Source organism: Stenotrophomonas sp. 22LJNL06-5-1, assembly GCF_056861455.1.
The window spans coordinates 163,183-186,719 of the sequence record NZ_JBSPUE010000003.1 but is presented as its reverse complement, the minus strand read 5'-3'; the positions used below and the strand labels follow the sequence as shown (position 1 = coordinate 186,719).

18 protein-coding genes are annotated in these 23,537 nt (G+C 66.8%); 9 read left to right on the top strand and 9 right to left on the bottom strand.

Going from position 1 to position 23,537, the window contains the following annotated elements:
* Nucleotide 1: 1 nt before the first annotated feature.
* The 7 genes from asnB to AC13GF_RS09075 all read left to right on the top strand — a co-directional run bounded on the left by asnB (nt 2) and on the right by AC13GF_RS09075 (nt 8,859).
* The gene (gene asnB / locus AC13GF_RS09105) at nt 2-1,945 is read left to right on the top strand and encodes an asparagine synthase (glutamine-hydrolyzing) (protein WP_483004414.1); all 1,944 of its coding nucleotides are present in this window, start codon (nt 2-4) and stop codon (nt 1,943-1,945) included.
* Between the two features lie 66 nt (nt 1,946-2,011).
* Nucleotides 2,012-2,572, top strand: a complete 561-nt coding sequence (locus AC13GF_RS09100; RefSeq protein WP_483004413.1) for an NADPH-dependent FMN reductase — start codon at nt 2,012-2,014, stop codon at nt 2,570-2,572.
* 212 nt (nt 2,573-2,784) lie between these two features.
* Nucleotides 2,785-4,215, top strand: a complete 1,431-nt coding sequence (locus tag AC13GF_RS09095) for a replicative DNA helicase (RefSeq protein ID WP_010486827.1) — start codon at nt 2,785-2,787, stop codon at nt 4,213-4,215.
* Nucleotides 4,216-4,388: 173 nt separating this feature from the next.
* Nucleotides 4,389-6,632: a TonB-dependent receptor family protein gene (locus AC13GF_RS09090; RefSeq protein ID WP_483004412.1), complete on the top strand. Its 2,244-nt coding sequence runs from the start codon at nt 4,389-4,391 to the stop codon at nt 6,630-6,632.
* Nucleotides 6,632-8,221 (top strand): alkaline phosphatase D family protein, encoded by a 1,590-nt coding sequence (locus AC13GF_RS09085; protein ID WP_483004411.1) that lies wholly within the window; start codon nt 6,632-6,634, stop codon nt 8,219-8,221. The genes AC13GF_RS09090 and AC13GF_RS09085 overlap by 1 nt, the downstream gene beginning before the upstream one ends.
* Before the next feature lie 168 nt (nt 8,222-8,389).
* Nucleotides 8,390-8,602 carry a hypothetical protein gene (locus AC13GF_RS09080; RefSeq protein WP_005410275.1) on the top strand — a complete coding sequence of 71 codons (213 nt, stop codon included), beginning with the start codon at nt 8,390-8,392 and terminating at the stop codon, nt 8,600-8,602.
* Nucleotides 8,599-8,859 carry a hypothetical protein gene (locus AC13GF_RS09075; protein ID WP_483004410.1) on the top strand — a complete coding sequence of 87 codons (261 nt, stop codon included), beginning with the start codon at nt 8,599-8,601 and terminating at the stop codon, nt 8,857-8,859. Before AC13GF_RS09080 ends, AC13GF_RS09075 begins: the two co-directional genes overlap by 4 nt.
* Before the next feature lie 25 nt (nt 8,860-8,884).
* Here the strand turns inward: AC13GF_RS09075 and gstA are convergent, their stop codons facing one another.
* The gene (gene gstA, locus AC13GF_RS09070; RefSeq protein ID WP_483004409.1) at nt 8,885-9,487 is read right to left on the bottom strand and encodes a glutathione transferase GstA; all 603 of its coding nucleotides are present in this window, start codon (nt 9,485-9,487) and stop codon (nt 8,885-8,887) included.
* A gap of 123 nt (nt 9,488-9,610) precedes the next feature.
* On the opposite strand from gstA, the gene AC13GF_RS09065 reads away from it, so the two are divergent.
* Nucleotides 9,611-10,498, top strand: coding sequence for a LysR family transcriptional regulator (locus AC13GF_RS09065; RefSeq protein WP_483004408.1), 888 nt, complete (start codon nt 9,611-9,613; stop codon nt 10,496-10,498).
* Here the strand turns inward: AC13GF_RS09065 and AC13GF_RS09060 are convergent, their stop codons facing one another.
* From AC13GF_RS09060 to purB, 7 genes are all read right to left on the bottom strand, one after another.
* The gene (locus tag AC13GF_RS09060) at nt 10,499-10,927 is read right to left on the bottom strand and encodes a hypothetical protein (RefSeq protein WP_483004407.1); all 429 of its coding nucleotides are present in this window, start codon (nt 10,925-10,927) and stop codon (nt 10,499-10,501) included. It abuts the gene before it with no gap.
* 158 nt (nt 10,928-11,085) lie between these two features.
* On the bottom strand, nt 11,086-12,522 hold the full coding sequence (lpdA, locus tag AC13GF_RS09055) for a dihydrolipoyl dehydrogenase (RefSeq protein ID WP_126927574.1): 1,437 nt from the start codon (nt 12,520-12,522) through the stop codon (nt 11,086-11,088).
* 63 nt (nt 12,523-12,585) lie between these two features.
* Nucleotides 12,586-13,788, bottom strand: a complete 1,203-nt coding sequence (sucB, locus tag AC13GF_RS09050) for a dihydrolipoyllysine-residue succinyltransferase (protein WP_014037775.1) — start codon at nt 13,786-13,788, stop codon at nt 12,586-12,588.
* A 40-nt stretch (nt 13,789-13,828) separates the two neighbouring features.
* Nucleotides 13,829-16,660, bottom strand: a complete 2,832-nt coding sequence (locus AC13GF_RS09045) for a 2-oxoglutarate dehydrogenase E1 component (protein ID WP_126930598.1) — start codon at nt 16,658-16,660, stop codon at nt 13,829-13,831.
* 186 nt (nt 16,661-16,846) lie between these two features.
* Complete coding sequence (locus tag AC13GF_RS09040) at nt 16,847-17,743, bottom strand: GNAT family N-acetyltransferase (RefSeq protein ID WP_483004406.1); 897 nt, start codon at nt 17,741-17,743, stop codon at nt 16,847-16,849.
* 9 nt (nt 17,744-17,752) lie between these two features.
* Nucleotides 17,753-19,168, bottom strand: a complete 1,416-nt coding sequence (locus AC13GF_RS09035) for a ribosomal protein uL16 3-hydroxylase (protein WP_483004405.1) — start codon at nt 19,166-19,168, stop codon at nt 17,753-17,755.
* A 760-nt stretch (nt 19,169-19,928) separates the two neighbouring features.
* Entirely contained in the window at nt 19,929-21,296 is a 1,368-nt protein-coding gene (gene purB / locus AC13GF_RS09030; RefSeq protein WP_483004404.1) for an adenylosuccinate lyase, read from the bottom strand.
* Between the two features lie 293 nt (nt 21,297-21,589).
* On the opposite strand from purB, the gene AC13GF_RS09025 reads away from it, so the two are divergent.
* On the top strand, nt 21,590-23,017 hold the full coding sequence (locus tag AC13GF_RS09025) for a class II fumarate hydratase (RefSeq protein WP_476714150.1): 1,428 nt from the start codon (nt 21,590-21,592) through the stop codon (nt 23,015-23,017).
* 70 nt (nt 23,018-23,087) lie between these two features.
* On the opposite strand, the gene AC13GF_RS09020 is transcribed toward AC13GF_RS09025, so the two are convergent.
* Nucleotides 23,088-23,513, bottom strand: coding sequence for a hypothetical protein (locus AC13GF_RS09020; protein ID WP_483004403.1), 426 nt, complete (start codon nt 23,511-23,513; stop codon nt 23,088-23,090).
* Between the last annotated feature and the right edge of the window lie 24 nt (nt 23,514-23,537).

The following is a 23,537-nucleotide window of genomic DNA, read 5'->3' as shown; positions in this document are numbered from 1 at the left end:
CATGTGTGGATTGGCGGGAATGTTGTTGCCGGCGCCTGTGGCGTCGGCCGAGGTGCTGCAGGCGCAGGTGCTGGCCATGGGCGAGGCGCTGCATCACCGCGGGCCGGATGATGGCGGCAGCTGGGCCGATGCCGGGGCAGGCGTCGCGCTGGCGCACCGTCGGCTGAGCATTCTCGACCTGTCGCCGCTGGGCCACCAGCCGATGGCCTCGTCCGATGGTCGCTACGTGATGGCCTACAACGGCGAGGTCTACAACTTCGCCGCCCTGCGTGCCGAACTGGAGCCGCTGGGGCACGCCTTCCGTGGCCACTCCGACACCGAGGTGCTGCTGGCAGCGATCCTGCAATGGGGCATGGAAGACACCCTGCAGCGCTGCAACGGCATGTTCGCCATTGCGCTGTGGGACCGCCAGGAGCAGTGCCTGTGGCTGGCCCGCGACCGTGTCGGCAAGAAGCCGCTGTACTACGGCTGGGCGGGTGACACCCTGGTATTCGGTTCCGAACTGAAGGCGCTGTGGCAGCACCCGGCCTTCGACAACGACATCGACCGCGACGCACTGACCCTGTTGCTGCGGTTGGACTACATTCCGGCCCCGCACAGCATCCACCAGCGCTGCTACAAGCTGATGCCGGGCCGCGTGCTGCGCCTGGATGCCGAAGCCGTAGCGGCGGGTGCATCGGCGCATCGTCCGGAACAGGCGCAGCGCCCCTACTGGGATGCGCGTGCACGCATGCAGGCGGCGCTGGCCGCGCCGTTCCAGGGCCGCATCGAGGAGGCCGAGGAGCAGCTGGATGGGCTGCTGCGCGACGCGGTCGCGCTGCGCATGGTGGCCGACGTGCCGGTGGGGGTGTTCCTGTCTGGCGGCACCGATTCGTCGCTGGTGGCCGCGCTGATGCAGGCACAGAGCGGTCAGCCGGTGCACAGCTTCAGTATCGGCTTCACCGGTTCGGGCCACGACGAGGCGCCGCTGGCCAAGGAACTGGCCGCGCATCTGGGCTGTGACCACACCGAACTCTACGTCAGCGGTGCCGACGCACTGGCGGTGGTGCCGCAGTTGCCGGCGATGTTCGACGAACCCTTCGCTGATGCCTCGCAGGTGCCGACCGCGCTGGTCGCCCGGCTGGCGCGGCAGGGCGTGACCGTGGCGCTGTCCGGCGACGGTGGCGACGAGCTGTTCTTCGGCTATACCCGCTATGTGCGCGCGCTGCGCAACTGGCAGATGCTGGGCCGTGTGCCGGGACCGCTGCGGCGCTGGATGGGCGCGCGCGCCCAGCAGCAGGGCGAGGCCTCGCGTACCGGCGGCCTGGCCGCGCTGTTGGCCGAGTCCGGCGCGCGTGGCATCGGCGACGTGTACCGCAACCGCATCTCGCGCTGGCGCGACCCGGCGGCGGCAGTGCCCGGGGCGCAGGCCGCGGGCAGCTTCTATGACCTGGCCGACCCGTTGCACGGAGCCGGCACACCGGCTGACGCGATGATGCTGGCCGATTACGTGACCTACCTGCCGGATGACCTGCTGTGCAAGGTCGACCGCACCTCGATGGCGGTCAGCCTGGAAGCACGCGCGCCGCTGTTGGATTCACGCGTGGCCGAGTTCGCCTGGTCGCTGCCGCTGGGCTTCAAGCGCAGTGAAACCACCAGCAAGGTGCTGCTCAAGCGCGTGCTGGGCCGTTATGTGCCGCAGTCGATGGTGCACCGGCCCAAGCGTGGCTTCGGCGCGCCGGTCAGCGACTGGCTGAAGGGCGACCTGCGGCCGTGGGCCGAAGACCTGCTGCAGCCCGCACGGCTGGAGCAGGAGGGCGTGCTGTCGGCGGCCGCGGTACAGCCGCTGTGGCAGCAGTTCCTCGGCGGCCAGCGCAAGTGGCATACCCATCTGTGGAACGTGCTGATGTTCCAGGCCTGGCAGGCGCATTGGCGGCAGGTGCGTGCGGGCGTGACGGGCAGCTGATCTTCACCGGCCTGCAAGGGCCCGGCGACTAGGCTGGGCCTCCCGCACCGTGAGGAGTCTGTCCCCATGTCCGTACCCACCATCGCCGTGTTCGTCGGCAGCCTGCGCAAGGAATCGTGCAACCGCAAACTGGCCCATGCGCTGGAGAAGATCGCCGGCGACCGCGCGCGCTTCCAGTATGTGCAGATCGGTGATCTGCCGCTGTACGACCAGGACTTCGATGGCCACTATCCGGCGCAGGGTACCCGGCTGAAGGACCAGGTCCGTGCCGCCGACGCGGTGCTGTTCGTGACCCCCGAATACAACCGGTCGGTGCCGGGCGTGCTGAAGAACGCCATCGATATCGGCTCGCGCCCGTATGGCGACAGCGCGTTTGCCGGCAAGCCGGCGGCGGTGATCGGCGCCTCCATCGGCCAGATCGGCACCGCCGTGGCCCAGCAGCACCTGCGCAACAGCCTGGCCTTCCTGGACATGCACGTGCTCGGCCAGCCCGAGGCGTTCATTCATTTCAAGGACGGCCTGATCGATGCCGACGGCACGGTCCACAACGAAGGCACGCAGAAATTCCTGCAGGGCTATGTGGACCGGTTCCTGGCGCTGATCGCGGTTCACGTCAAGGGCGATTGACGCCAGCGGTTGCCACCCCCATCTGCGATAATGCCCGCTCGGGTGCCGCAACGGCGCCCGTCGCAGGCAGTGCGACGCCCCCACGCCAATCTGGCCAGGCACCGGCGGATATCCCCCGTTTCTCCACGGCTTATCCACAGGCTTGTCCATGGCCGCCGGGGTCGGCGCATGCCTACACTCGTCCGGCCCACTTTTGCAGGAAACACCGCAGCATGTCCGCTCGCCCCGGCTTCCGTTCCAACCGCAGAGAGCGCGGTGATGGCTTCGATCGCGATCGCGACGAGTCGCGCATCGACCAGTTGCGGGTACCGCCACATTCGGTGGAAGCCGAGCAGGCGGTGCTGGGTGGCCTGATGCTGGCCCCGGAGGCCTATGACCGGGTCAATGACCAGCTGACCGAAGGCGATTTCTACCGCCGCGACCACCAGATGATCTATCGCGCGATCCGCGAGCTGTCCGAGCGCGAGCGGCCGTTCGATGCGGTGACCCTGGGCGAGTGGTTCGAATCGCAGGGCAAGATGGAACTGGTGGGCGATGGTGCCTATCTGATCGAGCTGGCCAGTACCACGCCGTCGGCGGCCAACATCGTGGCCTACGCCGAGATCGTGCGTGACAAGGCGGTGCTGCGGCAGCTGATCCAGGTGGGTACCGACATCGTCAACGACGGTTTCCAGCCCGAGGGCCGTGAGAGCAGCGAGCTGCTGGCATCGGCGGAAAAGAGCGTGTTCGCCATCGCCGAACAGGGCGCACGCGGCCGTACCGATTTCGTGGCGATGCCCGGTGCACTGAAGGATGCCTTCGAAGAGCTGCGCAGCCGCTTCGAGAACGGCGGCAACATCACCGGCCTGCCGACCGGCTACAACGATTTCGATGCGATGACCTCCGGCCTGCAGCCGACCGACCTGATCATCCTTGCCGCGCGCCCGGCCATGGGCAAGACCACTTTCGCACTGAACATCGCCGAGTACGCGGCGATCAAGTCGAAGAAGGGCGTGGCGGTGTTCTCGATGGAAATGTCGGCATCGCAGCTGGCGATGCGCCTGATTTCCTCCAACGGCCGCATCAACGCGCAGCGCCTGCGTACCGGCCAGCTGGAAGACGAGGACTGGAGCCGCGTCACCAGCGCGATCAAGATGCTGAAGGAAACCAAGATCTTCATCGACGATACGCCCGGCGTGTCGCCGGAAGTGCTGCGCTCCAAGTGCCGTCGCCTCAAGCGCGAGCATGACCTGGGCCTGGTGGTGATCGACTACCTGCAGCTGATGAGCGTGCCGGGCAACAGCGAAAACCGCGCGACCGAAATCTCGGAGATCTCGCGTTCGCTGAAGGGCCTGGCCAAGGAACTGCATGTGCCGGTGATCGCGTTGTCGCAGCTCAACCGCTCGCTGGAAACACGTACCGACAAGCGCCCGGTGATGGCCGACCTTCGCGAATCAGGCGCAATCGAGCAGGATGCGGACATGATCGTCTTCATCTACCGCGACGATTACTACAACAAGGAAAATTCGCCGGACAAGGGCCTGGCCGAGATCATCATCGGCAAGCACCGTGGTGGCCCGACCGGGTCGTGCAAGCTGAAGTTCTTCGGCGAGTACACCCGCTTCGACAACCTGGCCCATGATTCGGTCGGCTCGTTCGAGTAACGGGCGTGCCGGCCGCTGGCCGGCAACCACCTCCAGGCCGGCAAACCATTCGAAACGCCAAACGTCCGTATGTGGCGTGTAAATGACATGTAACGCGACGCTTCTACGATTCCGCCGCTGCTGCCCTTCGACGCCGCCCTTCGGCGTCCAGCGTGCCCAAGGAATCCGCCCTCATGCCGTCCCACGCTCCGCTCCGCCGCAATCTGCTGGCCCTGCTGGTCTGTGCTTCGCTGCCGTCGCTGGCTGTCGCTGAAACTGCCCCCGCGACCGACGCGCCGTCGGCCACCACCCTCGATTCGATCTCGGTGATCGGCCGCGGCGAAGCCCGCCAGGTGCAGCGCGTGACCGCCGAGGACATGAAGATCCTGCCGCCGGGTGCCAACCCGCTGAAGCTGCTGGCCAGCAAGCCGGGCGTACACTTCGAATCGGCCGATGCCACCGGCGCCTACGAATGGTCCACCAGCATCAGCCTGCGTGGCTTCAACCAGAACCGCCTGGGCTACACCCTCGATGGCATCCCGCTGGGCAACATGGCCTACGGCAACAGCAACGGCCTGCACATCAGCCGCGCGGTGATCAGCGAGAACCTGGGCGGTGCGGAGGTCTCCACCGGCATTGGCGCGCTGGGTACGCCGTCCACCAGCAACCTTGGCGGCGTGTTCCAGTTCTACTCGATCGATCCGTCCACCGAATACGGCGTGGTCCTGGCACAGGGCTTCGGCAGCGACAACGCGCGCCGCAGCTATGCGCGCCTCGATACCGGCGACCACCAGGGCTTTGCGGCCTACCTGTCCGGCGCGTACTCGGAAGGTGACAAGTGGAAGGGCAAGGGCTCGCAGGAGCTGAAGCAGTTCAACGGCAAGGCCACCTACAACTTCGGAACGGACAGCAGGATCACGGCGCTGTTCAACGCCTCGCGCCGCGTCGAGGCCGATTACCAGGACCTGTCGCTGGAGATGATCGATCGCCTCGGCTGGGACTGGGACAACTACGCGCCGGACTGGGATCGCGCGGTTGCCGCGGCACGCGGAAAATACACGGGTGGCGTCAACAGCCCGTGGGATGCGTACTACTCTGGCCACGGCCTGCGCAACGATGACCTGTCCAGCATCGCCGGCGATTTCGGCCTGAACGATTCGATGCGGTTGAAGGTGAATGTCTACAACCACAGCAACCGCGGCCAGGGTCACTGGTTCAGCCCGTCCAATCCATCCAACCCGGGCACCAGCCGCGAGATCCCGATCTCGATCCGCACCACCGAGTACGCGATCGACCGCACCGGCGTGACCTCGGCGTTCACCTGGAACGTCGGTGGCCACGAACTGGAAGCCGGCCTCTGGTACGAGGACAACGGCCACAGCGTGCAGCGCAACTTCTACTACATCGACGGCCCGATCACCGACGACTTCTTCCTGCGCAACCCGGACCAGCGCGTGTGGCACCAGCGCTACACCACCATCACCCGCCAGTTCTACGTGCAGGACCGCTTCCGCCTGTTCGATGACCGCCTGACCATCGACATCGGCGCGAAGTCGCCGCACACCCGCACCAGCGTGCGCACGCCGCTGGGCAGCTACGCCAACAACAGCAGCCTGACCTCGAAGAAGGGCCTGCTGCCGCAGGCCGGTTTCAACTTCAAGCTCAACGAAGGCAACGAGATCTTCGGTTCGTTCGCCAAGAACGTGGCCGCCTACGCGCTGGGCGTGGGCAGCCCGTTCAACGTGCCGCAGGCGGCCTTCGACTCCAGCGCGAAGAACCTGAAGCCGGAACAGTCGCGCACCATCGAACTGGGCTGGCGCGGCTATGGCCAGGGCTATGAAGCCTCGGTGGCGGTGTATGACGTCAAGTTCGACAACCGCCTGCTGGCCATCGCGCAGTGCGTGGGCATCCTCGGTTGCCCGGCGCTGTTCTCCAACGTTGGTTCGGTGACCAGCCGCGGCGCCGAGGCGACCCTGCAGCTGAAGCCGATGCAGGACCTGACCTGGTCCAACGCGCTGTCGTGGAATGACAGCACCTACGACAACGACTACGTGAACAACGGTGTGGTGCCGACCCGCGGCAAGAAGACCGTCGACACCCCGGAATGGATGTTCGCCAGCACCCTGGCCTGGACCCCGGGCGCGTGGGACCTGCGCCTGTCGGCCAACCACGTCGGCAAGCGGTTCGTGACCTATACCAACGATGTGTCGGTGCCGAGCTACTGGCTGGTCAACGCCTCGGTGGCCTATGACTTCGGCAAGCTCGGCCCGGCGCAGAACCTGACCGTGGCGCTGAACCTGACCAACCTGACCGACAAGCGTTATCTGTCCTCGATCAACACCAACGGCACCTACGCCGCCGATCCGACCCGCAGCCTGGCGACCATGCAGGTCGGCGCGCCGCGGCAGGTGATGGCCACCGCCACCGTGCGCTTCTGATGCGCGGGCCTGTGGATCCGGAAAGCCGCCGTCGCCTGCTGCGCATGGCGTGGCAGGGCACGGGGGCGGCGATCGCACTGGCGGCGATGCCGGGGCTGGCCACGGCCGGCCCACGGCCGCGGCTGGGGCGTGATCCGTTCACCCTCGGTGTCGCCGCCGGTGATCCGGATCCGCAGGGTGCGGTGCTGTGGACGCGACTTGCGCCGGACCCGCTCAACGGCGGCGGCATGCCGTCGCGGGCAGTGCCGGTGCGCTGGTTCGTGGCCGAAGACCCAGGCATGCGCCGGCTGGTGCAACGGGGTGTCGCTGCCGCTGTGCCCGAGTTGGCCCATTCGGTGCACGTGGAGGTCAACGGCCTGCGTCCCGGCCGCGATTACTATTACCGCTTCGCCTGCGATGGCGATGAGGAAAGTGCGGTCGGCCATTTCCGCACCGCGCCGCTGCTGGACACGCAGCTGCAGGAGCTGCGGCTGGCACTGTGCACCTGCCAGGCCTGGAACAGTGGCTACTACCCGGTGCTGCGCGATATCGCGAAGAGTGATGTCGACCTGGTGCTGCATGCCGGTGACTACCTGTACGAGTACAGCCCGCTGCAGAACGCGCGCGGCAGCATGCTGGATGCGGCGCGATTCAGTGGCGAGACGGTGAGCCTGGAGCGCTACCGTGACCAGTACGCGCTGTACAAGCTCGATCCAGACCTGCAGGCCGCGCACGCCGCCCACGCGTTCGCGGTGATCTGGGACGACCACGAGGTGCAGAACGATTACTCCGGCATCCATCCGGAGAAGCCCGGCGTCTCGACCGAAGACTTCATCGTGCGTCGTGCGGCAGCCTATCGCGCGTTCTACGAACACCTGCCGATGCGCAGCATGCCTGCGGGCAATGGTGGCCTGCGCGTGCATCGACGGCTGCGCTATGGCGATCTGGCGCAGCTGACGCTGCTGGACTGCCGCCAGTTCCGCCCGGCCAATCCCTGCGGTGTGGGCGAGTCACCACGCTGCGAGGCGGCACTGGATCCACGCATGAGCATGCTGGGCGTGGGCCAGGAGACTTGGTTCACGCAGTCGATGGCCGCCGCGCAGGGCACGCGCTGGAATGTAGTGGTGCAGCAGCTGCTGATGGCGCAGCTGCGGCTGGATGGTGGCACGCCGCGCGAGCGCTTCTGGAACGACGCCTGGGACGGCTATCCGGCGGCTCGCAACCGCCTGCTGCAGGCGATGCAGGCGGGCGGGCAGGGCAATGCCATCGTGCTCGGTGGTGACTGGCATTCCACCTTCGTCAACGACCTGAAGCTGGATTTCGACGCGGCCAGCGCGCCGGTCGTCGCCACCGAATTCATCGCCCCGGCGATCAGCAGTGGCGGCGATGACACGCCGTACGGTCCGTACTATGGACCGTCGATAGCGCAGAACCCGCACATCCGCTATTTCGACGGCGACCGCCGTGGCTGGTGGAGGCTGCAGCTGAACCGGCAGACCGTGGACGCCGAACTGCGCTTCGCCGACAGCGTGCTGCGCGCGGATGCCGCGGTGCGCACCGCGGCGCGCTTCCAGGTGAGCCACGGCCGCCCGGGCGCAGTTCCGGTGTGAATCCGTTCGGTAGTGCCGGCCGCTGGCCGGCAACCTCCTGAATCTCCGGTTTCCCCACCACCGGTTTCATCGCCCCCAGCCCGGTTTCGTCGCAAACCGTTTGCGCGCGGTAAGGGCAGGGCGCCAAGGTGTCCGCAGGCGGCAGGGTGCCGCCAAAAGGAGATCGTGATGAAGACCCTGTTCGCGCTCGGTGTGTGGTGCCTGCTGTTCGTGCTGTGCTGGCCGCTGGCGATCCTCGCCCTGATCGCCTGGCCGTTCGTCTGGCTGCTGAGCCTGCCGTTCCGCCTGGTCGGCATCACCTTCTCGGCGCTGTTCGCCTTCCTGCGTGCGCTGTTCATGCTGCCGGCTCGGTTGCTCGGCGGCGGGCCGGTTGCCGCATGAGGGTCATGCTGTTGACCGCACTGGCACTGGCACTGGCACTGCTCGCTGCGCCCGCCGTGGCTTCACCTCCAGCACCGCCATCAGTGTGGCTCGAGCGCCAGCAGACCGCTGCGGCTGACGAGGCGAATGCTGCAGCGGTCTCTGTGCCGAAAGCCAAGGAGCGCTGCAGGGTCGCCAAGGAATGGAAGGTTGGCGATACGGTTGTGCAGCACAGGGTCTGTGAGGATCCGCCGAAGAAGCCCGCTGGAAAGGTGTAGGGCCGAGCCTATGCTCGGCTCCGCATCACGCTGCCTCGGCACGCAGCGCCGCCTGCACGGCCGGTCGCGCGTTGATCCTGCGCAGGTAGGCGGGCAGCGCCGGCCACGCTGCCAGATCGATGGAGAAGAAGCGGCACCAGCCAAGCACCGTGAAAAGATAGGCATCAGCAACGCTGAAGTCCGGTCCCGTCAGGAAGTCCTGCGTTGCCAGCGTGTCCTGCAGCAGGTCGAGGCGCTTGAACAGCTTCTGCCGGAAGAAGGCCTTGGCCGCGTCCGGCAGATCGGCGTTGAACAGCGGTGCCGAGCCGGCGTGGATTTCGCTGGTCACGAAGTTCAACCACTCCTGCAGTCGCACCCGCTCCCAGCTGCCGGCGGGCGGGGCCAGCACGCATCCGGGTTTCAGGTCGGCCAGGTACTGGACGATGGCCGGGCCTTCGGTCAGCACCTGCCCGTCATCCAGTTCCAGCGCCGCGACGTAGCCTTTGCGGTTGATGGTGCGGAAATCGCGGCCATCGGCGGTCTGTTTGGTGATGTTGTCAACTTTGACCAGCTCAAAGGGCAGGCCGAGCTCTCGCAGCACGATATGGGGTGACAGCGAGCAGGTGTAGGGCGCGTAGTACAGCTTCATGGACGGTCTCGAGGGAGAAAGGACGGCTGGGCCGGTCGATGCGAGGCAGTCTGCTGTGCGCGCGGCATCCGGTAAAATCACTCTTCGATTTCCTTGCCATAAGCTGGGCTACTGCCAGTCATGATGAATCTTGCCCATTGGCGCCTGCTGGTTGCGGTGGCTGACGAGGGAACCATCTCGCGCGGCGCTGATCGCATCGGCATCAGCCAGTCCGGTGCCAGCCAGGCCCTGGCTCAGCTGGAATCCTCATTGGGATTCGCGGTGTTCGTGCGCGAGCGGCGTCAGGTGGAGATCACCGCGCTTGGGCAGCGGGTGATTGAACACGCACGCATCATGCTGGGCAGCCTGCAGGCGATCCGCGCGTTGGCCGATGACAGCCAGGGGCTCAGTGGCGCACGCATCCGCCTGGCGAGCTTCCCGTCGCTCGTTTCCAGCGTGCTGCCTGCGCTGTTGCGTGACTTCCAGCGCCGTCACCCGGGCATCGAGGTGGTGGTGGTGGAGGGTACTGACGAGGAGGTGGAGTGCTGGCTCGAATCAGGCGCGGTCGACGCCGGCGTGGTGATGAACCCCGCTGCCGATCGCGCCCCGTTGATGCTGGGCAGCGACGGGTGGATGGCGGTGCTTGCACAGATCCATCCGCTGGCACGGCGCGCTACGAGGAGCGGGGTGGCGCTGAGCGAGCTGGCGGCCGAGCCCTTCATCCTCGCAACAGGGGGCTGTGCGGTGAACGGTCAGCGCCTGATGGCGGACGCCGGTCTGCAGCTGAGCGATGTACGGGTGACCGTGCGCGACTGGGCCAGCGCGTGCGTGCTGGCCCGCGAGGGCCTGGGCGTCTCGCTGGTGCCGGAATCGACGTTGCCGGACGATCTGCACGGCCTGCGCGTGCTGCCGGTGAAGCCGGCCATCCGCCGCGTGTTTGGCCTGGTCAGTTCGCAGGCGGGACGCGCTTCGCGTGCAACGCAGGTGTTCATGCAGGAGCTGGCGACGGCCGTTGCCGGCCGTGCGTCCTGATCAGCGTGAACCCGCTACCGGCGGGGCAGGGACGACCTGCTGCTGGCCATCGCTGTACATCATCATGATCTTCTCGCCGCGGTAGGGCAGCACGACCTCCGGACGCCACGGGTTGCCTTTGGGCGCGGTGGCCTTGGCCATGGCGGTACAGCCGCTGTCCTTGACGCCGCAGCGGCGGATGGCGACCTGCAGGGTGCCGTCGGCGGAGCGGTAATCGACCCCGGGTGAGTGGAACAGGGTTTCGCCCGGCATGCTGTAGCGGATCCTGATCTGGTTGGCGCCGAGCGGGCTCACCTCGATCGGCTGGACTGGGGCTCTGCGGTAGTCGCCTTCGAGAGGTTCGGCGGCGCAGGCCAGCAGCGGAACAAGTGCGGCCATCAACACCATTGCGGCTGTGCGCGATGTGCGGGCGAGGGGGATCGATCGCATGGCGTTCCTTCCTTGGTAGATGCCGCGATCATTGAACCGCAGTATTGCAGCGTCAAGTCACGCGGCGCCGTTGCAGGCAACAAAAAACCCCGCCGAGGCGGGGTTTTCTGTTTGCAGGGGAGTACCGACCAACGGTCGGCACCCACCCGGAAGGTCGATCAGTTCGCCTTGTGGATGGCGCGCTTGCTGACCGCCATCGCCGCGTCGTGGATCACTTCCGACAGCGACGGGTGGGCGTGGCAGATGCGGGCCAGGTCATCGGCCGAGCCGCTGAACTCCATGGTCAGCACGCCTTCGTGCACCAGCTCGGAGACGTTGGCGCCGACCAGGTGCATGCCGAGGATGCGATCGGTTTCGGCATGGGCCAGGATCTTCACGAAGCCTGCCGGCTCGATCATCGCCACGGCACGGCCGTTGGCGGCGAACGGGAAGCTGCCGGCCTTGTACGGAATGCCTTCGGCCTTCAGCTGCGCTTCGGTCTTGCCGACCCAGGCCAGTTCCGGCTCGGTGTAGATCACCCACGGGATGGTGTCGAAGTTGACGTGGCCCGGCAGGCCGGCGATCAGCTCAGCCACCGCGATGCCTTCCTCGAAGCCCTTGTGCGCCAGCATCGGGCCGCGCACGCAGTCGCCGACCGCCCACACGCCGTTGACGCCGGTGTGGCAGTGCGCGTCGACTTCGATCTGGCCGCGCTCGTTGATCTTGACGCCGGTGCCTTCGGCCAGCAGGCCCTTGGTGGCGGCGCGACGGCCAACGGCCACCAGCAGCTTGTCCACGGTCAGGGTCTTTTCGCCTTCGCTGTCGGTGTAGGTGACAACGACTTCCTTCTTCTTGCCCTTGCCGGTGATCTCGGTCTTGGAGACCTTGGCACCGAGGCGGATGTCCAGGCCCTGCTTCTTGAATTCCTTGGCAGCGGTCTTGGCCACTTCGGCGTCGGCCACGGCCAAGAACTCCGGCAGTGCTTCCAGGATGGTGACTTCAGCGCCCAGGCGCTTCCACACGCTGCCCAGTTCCAGGCCGATCACGCCGGCGCCGATCACGGCCAGGCGGTTCGGCACTTCGGTGAAGTCCAGGCCGCCGACGTTGTCGACGATGGTGTCGCCGTCGAACTTGGCGAACGGCAGTTCGATCGAATCCGAACCGGCGGCGATGATGACGTTGGTGCCCTTCAGCTCGACGATGGAACCGTCATGCTGGGTGACCTTGACCACGTTGCCCGGCTGCAGTTCGCCGAAGCCGTAGTAGGCAGCGACCTTGTTGGCCTTGAACAGCATGCCGATGCCGCCGGTGAACTGCTTGACGATCTTGTCCTTGCGGCCAACCATCGCCTCGACGTCGATCTTGGCATCCTTGAAGCTGATGCCGTGGTCGCCAAAGATGTGGCCCATGTTCCAGAACTGGCGCGAGGAATCCAGCAGCGCCTTGGACGGGATGCAGCCCACGCGCAGGCAGGTGCCGCCGAGGGCCGGCTTGCCGTCCTTGCCCAGCGCTGCGTCGATGCAGGCGGTCTTCAGGCCCAGCTGGGCCGCGCGGATGGCAGCGTGGTAACCGGCCGGGCCGGCACCGATGACGACGACGTCGAATTGTTCAGCCATTGAATTATTCCTTGATGCATTACCAGAACCCCTCCGCGCAGGCGCGGAGGGGCGGGAGGTTTCTTACAGGCCGAACAGCATGCGGCCCGGGTTTTCCAGCTGGTTCTTGATGTCCACCAGGAACTGCACCGAATCCTTGCCGTCGATGATGCGGTGGTCGTACGACAGCGCCAGGTACATCATCGGCGCGATCACGACCTGGCCGTTCTGGGCGATCGGACGCTCCTTGATGGCGTGCATGCCCAGGATGGCGCTCTGCGGCGGGTTGATGATCGGGGTCGACAGCAGCGAACCGAAGGTGCCGCCGTTGGTCACGGTGAAGGTGCCGCCCTGCAGTTCTTCCAGGCTCAGCTTGCCGTCACGGGCCTTCTTGGCGTAGTCGGCGATGGTCTTCTCGATGTCGGCGAACGACATGCGCTCGACGTTGCGCAGGACCGGCGTGACCAGGCCCTTCTCGGTCGACACGGCGATCGAGATGTCCGAGTAGCCGTGGTAGATGATGTCGTCGCCGTCGATCGAGGCGTTGACCAGCGGGAAGCGCTGCAGCGCGTTGGCGGCGGCCTTCACGAAGAAGCTCATGAAGCCCAGCTTGATGCCGTGTGCCTTGACGAACTCGTCCTGCAGTTCCTTGCGCGCCGCCGAGACCTTGGACAGGTCGACTTCGTTGAAGGTGGTCAGCATGGCGGTGGAGTTCTTCGACTCCATCAGGCGCTCGGCGATCCGCTTGCGGATGCGGGTCATCGGCACGCGTTCTTCCGGACGTGCGCCACCGGCCTTGCCGGCGCCGCCGTTGCGGGCGAAGTTGACGATGTCTTCCTTGGTCACCGCGCCGCGACGGCCGGTGCCGTCGACGTCGGCCGGGTTCACGCCTTCGGTGATGGCGGTGAAGCGGGCGCCCGGCGGCAGCGCGTCGGCGGCCGACTTGGCAGCCGGGGCCGGAGCGGCGGCAGCGGCCGGCGCAGCGGCGGCCGGGGCAGCGGCTGCAGCCGGAGCGGCTTCAGCGGCCGGGGCCGGGGCAGCAGCCACGGCGCCTTCTTCGATGATCGCCACGACCTGGCTGGAGGTCACGGTCGAGCCTTCGGCGAACTTGATTTCCTTGAGCACGCCGTCGACCGGCGACGGCACTTCCAGGACGACCTTGTCGGTTTCCAGGTCAAGCAGGTTTTCGTCGCGCTTGACGGCGTCGCCCACCTTCTTGTGCCAGGTGGCGATGGTGCCGTCGGCGACGGATTCGGGCAGTACCGGGGCTTTGACTTCGGTGGCCATTGCGGGAGCTTCCTGGTTTGTCTTCTAAATAGGGGGAGGATTATTCAGCGAACGTGTCGTTGAACGGGTTGACCAGCGCATCGGCGACCAGCTGCTGCTGTTCGCGGACGTGGTCAGCCATGTGACCGGCAGCCGGCGAAGCCGAACGTGCGCGACCGGCGTAGTGCAGGTTCTGGCCATCGGCCAGGCAGAACTGCAGGTGGTGGCGGATCTGGTACCACGCACCCTGGTTCTGCGGTTCTTCCTGCGTCCACACCACGTCGGTGGCCTTGCCGTACTTCTTCAGTTCGGCAGCCAGCAGCGCACGCGGGAACGGATACAGCTGCTCCACGCGGATGATCGCCACGTCGTCCTGGCCACGCTTGGTCTGGTCTTCCAGCAGGTCGTAGTAGACCTTGCCCGAGCACAGCACCACACGCTTGACCTTCTTGGCATCCGCGTTGGCGTCGCCGATCAGGTGCTGGAACTCGCCGTTGGCCAGCTCGTCCAGGGTCGACACGGCCAGCTTGTGGCGCAGCAGCGACTTGGGCGACATCACCACCAGCGGCTTGCGGGTGGTCAGGTGCTGCTGGCGACGCAGCATGTGGAAGGCCTGCGCCGGGGTCGACGGCACCACCACCAGCATGTTCTCCAGCGCGCACAGCTGCAGGAAGCGCTCCAGGCGCGCCGAGCTGTGTTCCGGGCCTTGCCCTTCATAACCATGCGGCAGCAGCAGGGTCAGGCCGGAAATGCGGCCCCACTTGGCTTCACCGGCGGCGATGAACTGGTCGATGACGACCTGGGCACCGTTGGCGAAGTCGCCGAACTGGCCTTCCCAGATGCACAGCGTGTTCGGATCGGTGGTGGAGAAGCCGTACTCGTAGGCCATCACCGCTTCTTCGCTCAGCAGCGAATCGATGACCGTGGCCTTCTCCGGCGAATCCACCAGCTGCCGCAGCGGCATGTAGTAGTTGTCGGTCTTCTGGTCGTGCAGGATCGCGTGGCGGTGCGTGAACGTACCGCGGCCCACGTCCTGGCCGACCAGGCGCAGGGCACTGCCTTCGTCGAGCAGGGTGGCGTAGGCCAGGTTCTCGGCAAAGCCCCAGTCGCCCGGGATCTCGCCGGCGGCCATCTTGCGGCGGTCGTCGTAGACCTTGGCCACGCGCGAATGCAGCTGCACTTCGTCCGGGATGGTGTTGATCAGCTTGGCCAGCTCGACCAGCTTGTTCTTCTCGACCTTGGTCGAGATCGGGTCGGACAGCTTGCCTTCCAGCAGCTTCGGCCAATCGACGAACAGCGGGCTGGTCGGCGGGGTCTTCTCGACCTTGGCCAGCTCGGTGGTGACTTCACCGGCATCCAGCTTCTCGCGGTACGCATCGACCATCGCCTTGCCGGCACCGGCGGCGATCACGCCCGCCTTTTCCAGCTGCTCGGCGTACATCTCGCGGGTGGTGGCGTGCTTGCGGATCACCTGGTACATCAGCGGCTGGGTGATCGCCGGCTCGTCGGCCTCGTTGTGGCCCCAACGGCGGTAGCACATCAGGTCGATGACCACGTCCTTGGCGAACTTCTGGCGGAACTCGAAGGCCAGCTGCGCGGCGAACACCACGGCTTCCGGATCATCGCCGTTCACGTGCAGCACCGGGGCGGCGATCATCTTCGCCACGTCGGTGGCATAGCGCGTGGAACGCGTATCCAGCGGGTTGGAGGTGGTGAAGCCGACCTGGTTGTTGACCACGATGTGCACGGTGCCGCCGACGGCGAAGCCGCGGGCCTGCGACATCTGGAACAGTTCCATGACCACGCCCTGGCCGGAGAAGGCCGCGTCGCCGTGGATCAGGATCGGCATGACCTGCTTGCGCGCGGTGTCCTTGCGGCGCTCCTGGCGCGAACGCACGGAACCGGCCACGACCGGGTCGGCGATTTCCAGGTGCGACGGGTTGAACGCCAGCGCCAGGTGCACCGGGCCGCCGTCGGTAGCCACGTCGGCGGAGAAGCCCATGTGGTACTTCACGTCACCGGCCGAGGCGTGCTCGTCGTGCTCGAACTTGCCTTCGAACTCGTCGAACAGCTTGCGCGGGTTCTTGCCCAGGGTGTTGACCAGCACGTTCAGGCGGCCGCGGTGGGCCATGCCGATCACCACGTCCTTGACGCCATCCTTGCCGGCGCTGCGGATGATGGTGTCCATCATCGGGATCAGCGAGTCGCCGCCTTCCAGCGAGAAGCGCTTCTGGCCGACGTACTTGGTGTGCAGGTAGCGCTCCAGGCCTTCGGCGGCGGTCAGGCGCTCCAGGGTGCGGCGCTGGGTGTCAGCGTCCAGCTGGTAGTTGCCACCGGCCAGTTCCAGCTTCTTGTAGATCCACTGGCGCTGCTCGACCTCGGAGATGTGCATGAACTCCGCACCGATCGAACCGGTGTAGGTCGCCTTCAGGCGCGCCAGCAGGTCACGCAGCTTCATGCGCGGCTGGCCACCGACGCCGCCGGTGCTGAACTCGCTGTTGAGGTCACCATCGGACAGGCTGTGGAACGGCAGGCCCAGGTCCGGGGTGTTGACCGGTGCGGCCAGGCCCAGCGGATCGAGGCGGGCGTCCAGGTGACCACGCGAGCGGTAGGCGGTGATCAGGCGACCGACATTGCGCTCACGCTCGTCGCCCGCACCGCCACCGGTGCCGGCTTTCAGCGCATCCTTGGCCGCGTCCGCGATGTGGGAGATGACAGCCGAGTGCGGGATGTCACCTGCTTCGCGGCCCTTGAAGCCGTCGAAGTAGGTTTTCCATTTGGGATCGACACTATCCGGGGAGACCAGGTACTGCTCGTACAGGTCCTCGACATAGGAGGCGTTGCCGCCGGCGAGTTGCGAAGATTGCGCAAACTGCTTCAGTTGATTGTCCACGATGGAGGGTGCTGATTCGCTTTGTGGGGTATGGCTTCAGAAGGACCCGGCACGAAGATGAATAGCCATGCACGGGCGCGTTCAAACAGCCAAATTGTACCCCCAACCGGACACGAAGGGGCACCACCAGAGGCATCGCGCGTCCCCCGGTGCCGCTTCCAGACAGGTTGGCGCCGTGGCGCGCGCTCAGATGCCGAGCGCGCGCAGTTCGCTGCAATCGCGCGAACGGTCCCAGACGCGCTGCAATTGCTGCTCGAACGGCTGCGAACGTGCTGGTAGCGCGATGCCAGCTTCGCCGTCGATGCGATGGCCGATCAGACGAAAGTAGAAGTCGCCCGCATCGTTGAGCAGGCAGGCCGAGGCCAGCGCACGGTCGACCGGGTCGGCGACCTCGCGGAACTGGATCACGCTTGGCAGGCGCTGGGCCAACGCCAGCAGCGGCGCGCCTGCAGAGGCGATCGCGGCGGCGTCGTGCACGATCACCCGCAGCTGCTTGTCATGACGGGCGGTGACGAAGCGGCGCAGGGCGGCCTGCACCGGGGAGGCGTCAAGCAGCCCGGGGTCCAGCTGGCGGCTGTGCAGCCACAGCTGGCGACGGGCGCGGTGGAGGATGGCGGTGGTGATGGCCACCGCTTCGGCGCGGCTGTCGATGGCGCTGGCCGCGCCCAGCCGGCGGCGCATCTGCTGGTGGCCGATGCCGGCCTCCTCGAACAACTCGCCTTCCGGCAGGAAGCCCTGGCGGGCATAGAAATCGCGGGCCGGCAGCTGGGCGTGCAGGTGCAGTTCGGCCAGGCCGAGGTGGCGCCCGGCCTCGACCAGAGCCTCCAGCAGGGCCTCGCCAACCCCTTGGCTGCGACGGCTGGCCAGCACGGCCATGCGGCCGATGCGGCCGTCCGGTGCCAACCGGCCGGTGCCGACCGGCTGGCCGTCACTGTCCAGCGCCAGCACGTGGGCACTGACCGGGTCCAGCGCATCGCGCTCCAGCTCCGCAGCGATGCCCTGTTCCTGCACGAACACGCGCTGGCGCACCTCGTGGATGGCGACGTGGGCGTCGGCGTGGCTGACCTGCTGGACCCGGATCATGGCGGCGACTCAGGCACGGCCGGTGCTGCTGTCGTCTTCCTCGTCGTCCTCGAAGTTGACGATGACCTCGATGCCGTCGTCATGTACGGTCACGGAGTGGACATCGTCGGACACCGCGTCGGCGTCGATCGCATCCACGCGGTCACGGCCTTCGACGACCTGGCCGAGCACCACGGCATCCTCACCGTCTTCCTCGTCTTCCGCCTCGTACACCTCATTCGGGTCGATCAACTGGAACACTCCGCCGACCAGCAGCTGCTGGACCACGGCCCGGCCCTTGTCGGACAGCCCGCGATAGGCGGCGGCATCGAGCTGTTCGGCGCCGGCCAGGCGCTGCGCGTCCTTCACCGGCAGCGCGAAGTCCTGGCCGCTGACGTACAGGCTGGCGCCGCGCTTGGCCCGGCGCCAGGCCAGGCGCGCCCACGGGTGGCGCTGCAGCAGCAGGCCCGAGGCCAGGGCCTGGACCACTTCCTCCGGTGCCGGCGCGGCCTGGTGGGCCATCACTTCGCCCGCTGCACGGTAGGTGGTGATGAAACGGCCGAACCAGTCGCCCAGCTTGTCCGGGTCGTTCATGCGGATGGCGTTGAGCGCGGTGATCACGCGTGCCATCGCCACCGTGTCGATCTCGTTCGGATCGGCCGGCACCTTCAGGTCGGCATCCTCGTAGCGGATGTTCTCGTCGGCATCGGCAATCAGAGTGTCCAGGTAATCGCTGATCAACTCGGCCGAGGACGGCGCGCGCATGCCGAACGAGAAGGTCAGGCACGGATCTTCGGCCACGCCGTGGTGCGGCACGTTCGGCGGCAGGTACAGCATGTCGCCCGGCGCCAGCACCCAGTCGTGGGTCGGCTTGAACACCTTCAGCAGCTTCAGTTCCACGTCCGGGCGGAAGCCCAGCGGCGGCTGCTTGCCCTTGATCGATTCGCTGGCATCGATCTGCCAGCGGCGGTGGCCGTGGGCCTGCAGCAGGAACACGTCGTACTGGTCGACGTGGGCGCCGACCGAGCCGCCGGTGGCGGCGAAGCTGATCATCACATCATCCATGCGCCAGCGCGGCAGGAAGCTGAAGTGCTCGATCAGGGCGCGCACGTCCGGGTCCCACTTGTCCACGTCCTGCACCAGCAGGGTCCAGTCGTGGTCGGGCAGGGCGGGGAACACGTTTTCCTGGAACGGGCCGGTGCGCACACGCCAGCCATCCTGATGCTTGTCGTGCTCGATCAGGCGCGCCAGCACGCCTTCTTCGCAGGCCAGCCCGGCCAGGTCTTCCGGCTGCACCGGGGTCTGGAAGTCGGGGAAGGCGTTGCGGATGAGCAGCGGGCGCTTCTGCCAGAAGTCGCGCAGGAAGGTGGCCGGCGCCATGCCCAGCGGCTGGCCGGGGCGGGCGGTGACTTCGATGAGGGGGGCGGAGGACTTGCGGGCGGCCATGGGGGAATCCTTGCAGCGGAAAGCGGGAGGGGCGGCGCGGCGGGCCGCCAAGGTCTCCATTGTCCGCCGTTCGTCAGGATTGCGCACGTGCGCGGGTTTGTCGCGGGGTGTCCGGCCAACGGCGGAGCCCCTCGTGGCGGTGTTTTGGTGGGGTCGACTGTTAGTCGACCGGCTTCATGGGCTTGGCCGGGCGGGTGGGCCATGCAGGGGACGCTGCAAGTCCCCCTCCGGGGCCCGGCCCAGCCGCTGGCGGCTGTGCGTTCAGGCGCTTGCGAAGCAGTGCTTCGCAAGCAAAGCGCCTTCACCCCTGTAAGCTCGATGGCGCCATCCATGGCGCCAACGCCCCTGCATGGCCCACCCGCCCGGCCCCTGACAGTTTCCTGCGCGGCCCGCCACGGAATGGAAGAAGAAGATCAAAGGCAACAGCGGGTCGCGCGCTGCGCTTGCTCATGCCAAAACAAAAGAGGGACGCGGCGAAGCCGCGTCCCTCTTTCAAATTCCGTTCCGACAACCCAATGCTCTTCGATCCGTCACCGGGAATCTGTCAGAGGTGGGGCGGGTTGGGTTCGTGGGGGTGTCCGCGGCATGGATGCCGCGGCCAAGCCCCCAAGGACGGGTTTACGGCGTCCCCCGCGAACCCAACCCGCCCCGCCAAACACGGCAGAAACCCAGAGCCGCCTTAGACGTTGCAGTTGCAGTTGCCGTGGCAGTCAAGCCTGCCGCAGGCAGCGCCCGCGGCCGCCGCCGCAAAGGAAACCCCTTAAATCTTCTTCGCCAGCGACTCGGCCAGGCCGGTGTAGCTGCCCGGGGTCATCTCCAGCAGACGCTGCTTCGCATCCGCCGGCAGCTCCAGCCCCTGCACGAACGCCCGCATCGACTCGGCGGTGATGCCCTGTCCACGGGTCAGCGCCTTCAGCTGCTCGTACGGATTCGGCAGGCCATGGCGGCGCATTACCGTCTGCACGGCTTCGGCCAGCACTTCCCAGGCCGCGTCCAGATCGGCATCCAGGCGCTGCGGGTTCACTTCCAGCTTGCCCAGGCCCTTGGCCAGCGAATCCAGCGCCACCTGGCTGTGGCCGAACGCGGTGCCCAGCGCACGCAGCACGGTGGAGTCGGTCAGGTCACGCTGCCAGCGGCTGATCGGCAGCTTCGCGCTGAAGTGCTCGAACAGCGCGTTGGCGATGCCGAAATTGCCTTCCGCATTCTCGAAATCGATCGGGTTGACCTTGTGCGGCATCGTCGACGAGCCGACTTCGCCTTCCTTCAGGCGCTGCTTGAAGTAGCCCAGCGAAACGTAGCCCCAGATGTCACGGGCCAGGTCGATCAGGATGATGTTGGCGCGACGCGCGGCATCGCCGATCTCGGCGATGTTGTCGTGCGGCTCGATCTGCGTGGTGTACGGATTGAACACCAGGCCCAGACCGGTCACGAAGCGCTCGGCGAAGGCCGGCCAGTCCACGTCCGGGTAGCTGGCCACGTGCGCGTTGTAGTTGCCCACCGCGCCGTTGATCTTGCCGGTCAGTTCGACCGCGGCGATCTGCTTGCGCTGGCGCTCCAGGCGGGCGACCACGTTGGCCAGTTCCTTGCCCAGGGTGGTCGGCGAGGCGGTCTGGCCGTGGGTGCGCGACAGCATCGGCTGGCCGGCCTGGGCGTGGGCCAGGGTACGCAGGCTGCTGGCGATGCCGTCCAGGGTCGGCAGCAGCACCTCGCGGCGGGCCTGTTCCAGCATCAGGCCGTAGCTGAGGTTGTTGATGTCTTCGCTGGTGCAGGCGAAATGCACGAATTCCAGCGCCGGGGCCAGCTCGGCGTCGTCCTTCAGCTGTTCCTTGATGAAGTACTCCACCGCCTTGACGTCATGGTTGGTGGTGCGCTCGATCTCCTTCACGCGCGCGGCCTGGGCCGGGCTGAAGCTGGCGGCCAGGGCGCGCAGGCGGGCGACGGCGGCGTCGGAGAACGGCGCCAGCTCGACGATGCCCGGCTCGGCGGCCAGGGCCAGCAGCCATTCCACTTCGACCGTGATGCGGGCCTTGATCAGGCCGTACTCGGAGAAGATCGGGCGCAGGGCGTCGACCTTGCCGGCATAGCGGCCATCGAGCGGGGACAGGGCGAGCAGGGCGGAATCGGACATGTCGGCAGGGCTGGGGCGAGCGGCGGGGGCCATATTCTACGACGTGCCGGTCAGGTAGTGCCGGCCGCTGGCCGGTAACCACGCCCGGCCCTCACTTCCATGGATTGCCGGCCAGCGGCCGGCACTGCCCCTGCGCGCGCAGAACGGCCCTGCGGATGAAACGATCTGGCCCGCCCTCGTCATCCCACGCTGCGGGCAAGGGAGTATCGTTGGCGCAGCCGCCAGCCCGGGAAGCGACACCCTGCCAGCCGCCGCTTCCCTTTCCCCAACTGAAGTAGTGCGGAGTTGATGCAATGAGCAAAGCTGCAAGCAAGGGTTTCAGAATCGAACACGACAGCATGGGCGAGCTGCAGGTGCCTGCGGACGCCCTGTGGGGCGCCCAGACCCAGCGTGCCGTGCAGAATTTCCCGGTCTCGGGCCAGCGCATGCCGCGCGGTTTCATCCGTGCCCTGGGCCTGGTCAAGGGCGCCGCCGCGGGCGTCAACGCGGAGCTGGGCCACCTGCCGAAGAACGTGGCCAAGGCCATCCAGACCGCTGCCGCCGAAGTGGCCGCCGGCAACTGGGACGCGCAGTTCCCGATCGATGTCTACCAGACGGGTTCGGGCACGTCGTCGAACATGAATGCCAATGAGGTCATCGCTACCCTGGCCAACCGCGCGGGCAAGGCGGGCAAGACGGCGGTGCACCCCAACGACCACGTCAACCAGGGGCAGAGTTCCAACGACGTGATTCCAACCGCGCTGCGCGTGTCGGCGGTGCTGGCGACGCATGAACAGCTGCTGCCGGCGCTGGTGCACCTGCGCAAGACCCTGGACAAGAAGGGCCGCAGCCTGCGCAAGGTGGTCAAGACCGGCCGTACCCACCTGATGGACGCGATGCCGCTCACCTTCGAGCAGGAATTCGGTGCGTGGTCGGCGCAGCTGGCCTCGGCGCAGGAGCGTATCGAAGACAGCCTCAAGCGCGTGCGCCGGCTGCCGCTGGGCGGCACCGCCATCGGTACCGGCATCAATGCCGACCCACGCTTCGGTGCACAGGTGGCCAAGGCGCTGAAGCAGCAGACCGGTTTCAAGTTCGACAGCGCCGAGAACAAGTTCGAAGGCCTGGCCGCGCAGGATGATGCAGTGGAACTGTCGGGCCAGCTCAATGCACTGGCGGTGGCGCTGATCAAGATCGCGAATGATCTTCGCTGGATGAACGCCGGTCCGCTGGCCGGGCTGGGCGAGATCGAACTGCCGGCGCTGCAGCCGGGCAGCTCGATCATGCCGGGCAAGGTCAACCCGGTGATTCCGGAAGCGACCGTGATGGCCTGTGCACAGGTGATCGGCCACCACACCGCGATTACCGTGGCCGGCCAGACCGGTAACTTCCAGCTCAACGTCACCCTGCCACTGATCGCGGTGAACCTGCTCGATGGCATCGGCCTGCTCGCCAACGTGTCCACCCTGTTGGCGGACAGCGCGATCGCCGGGCTGAAGGTGCGTGAGGATCGCGTTGCCGAGGCACTGGCGCGTAATCCGATCCTGGTCACCGCACTGAATCCGATCATCGGCTACGAGAAGGCCGCGGCGATTGCCAAGCGAGCCTACAAGGAACAGCGCCCGGTGCTGGACGTGGCGCTGGAAGACAGCGGGCTTGACGAGGCCGAGCTGCGTCGCCTGCTGGACCCGACCGCGCTGACCGCCGGCGGCATCCAGGCGGGCGGTGGTGGCGCCGGCGGTTGATCGAACGGCGTGCGGACCAAGGTCCGCACCCACCACACGCAGGAACGCCGCCCTCGGGCGGCGTTTTTCTTCAGCGACGGTCGGCGACGATGTTGCCGAAGGTGTCGGTGTAATCCTTGAATTCCGGGATGCGCTGGATCAGGTCTGCCGGAATCACTTCCATGCCCTCGGGCGGCCGGATCTTCACCGGCTGCATGTTGGGATCTGCAGGTGCGGCCACCAGGGTGTTCTGGCGGAGCACCTGCAGTTTGCCGAACATGGTCTGCAGCATCTGTTTCTGCCCGTCGTCCAGCGGAATCTGGATCTCGTCCATCTTCATCGTGCCGTCGGCGAGGATGATGATGTTCGGCGCGGGCGGGCGACGCACGGTGACCATGCCTTCGCTGACGGAAATCTTGGGCTTGCCGCGCTCGGCACGGTGGTTGCGGTACTCCTGGTCACAGCCGGCCAGGCCAAGGCAGAGCAGGGCGGCCAGCAGCAGAAACAGCTTCTTCATGACATTCGGTTCGGGGGCGTCCGG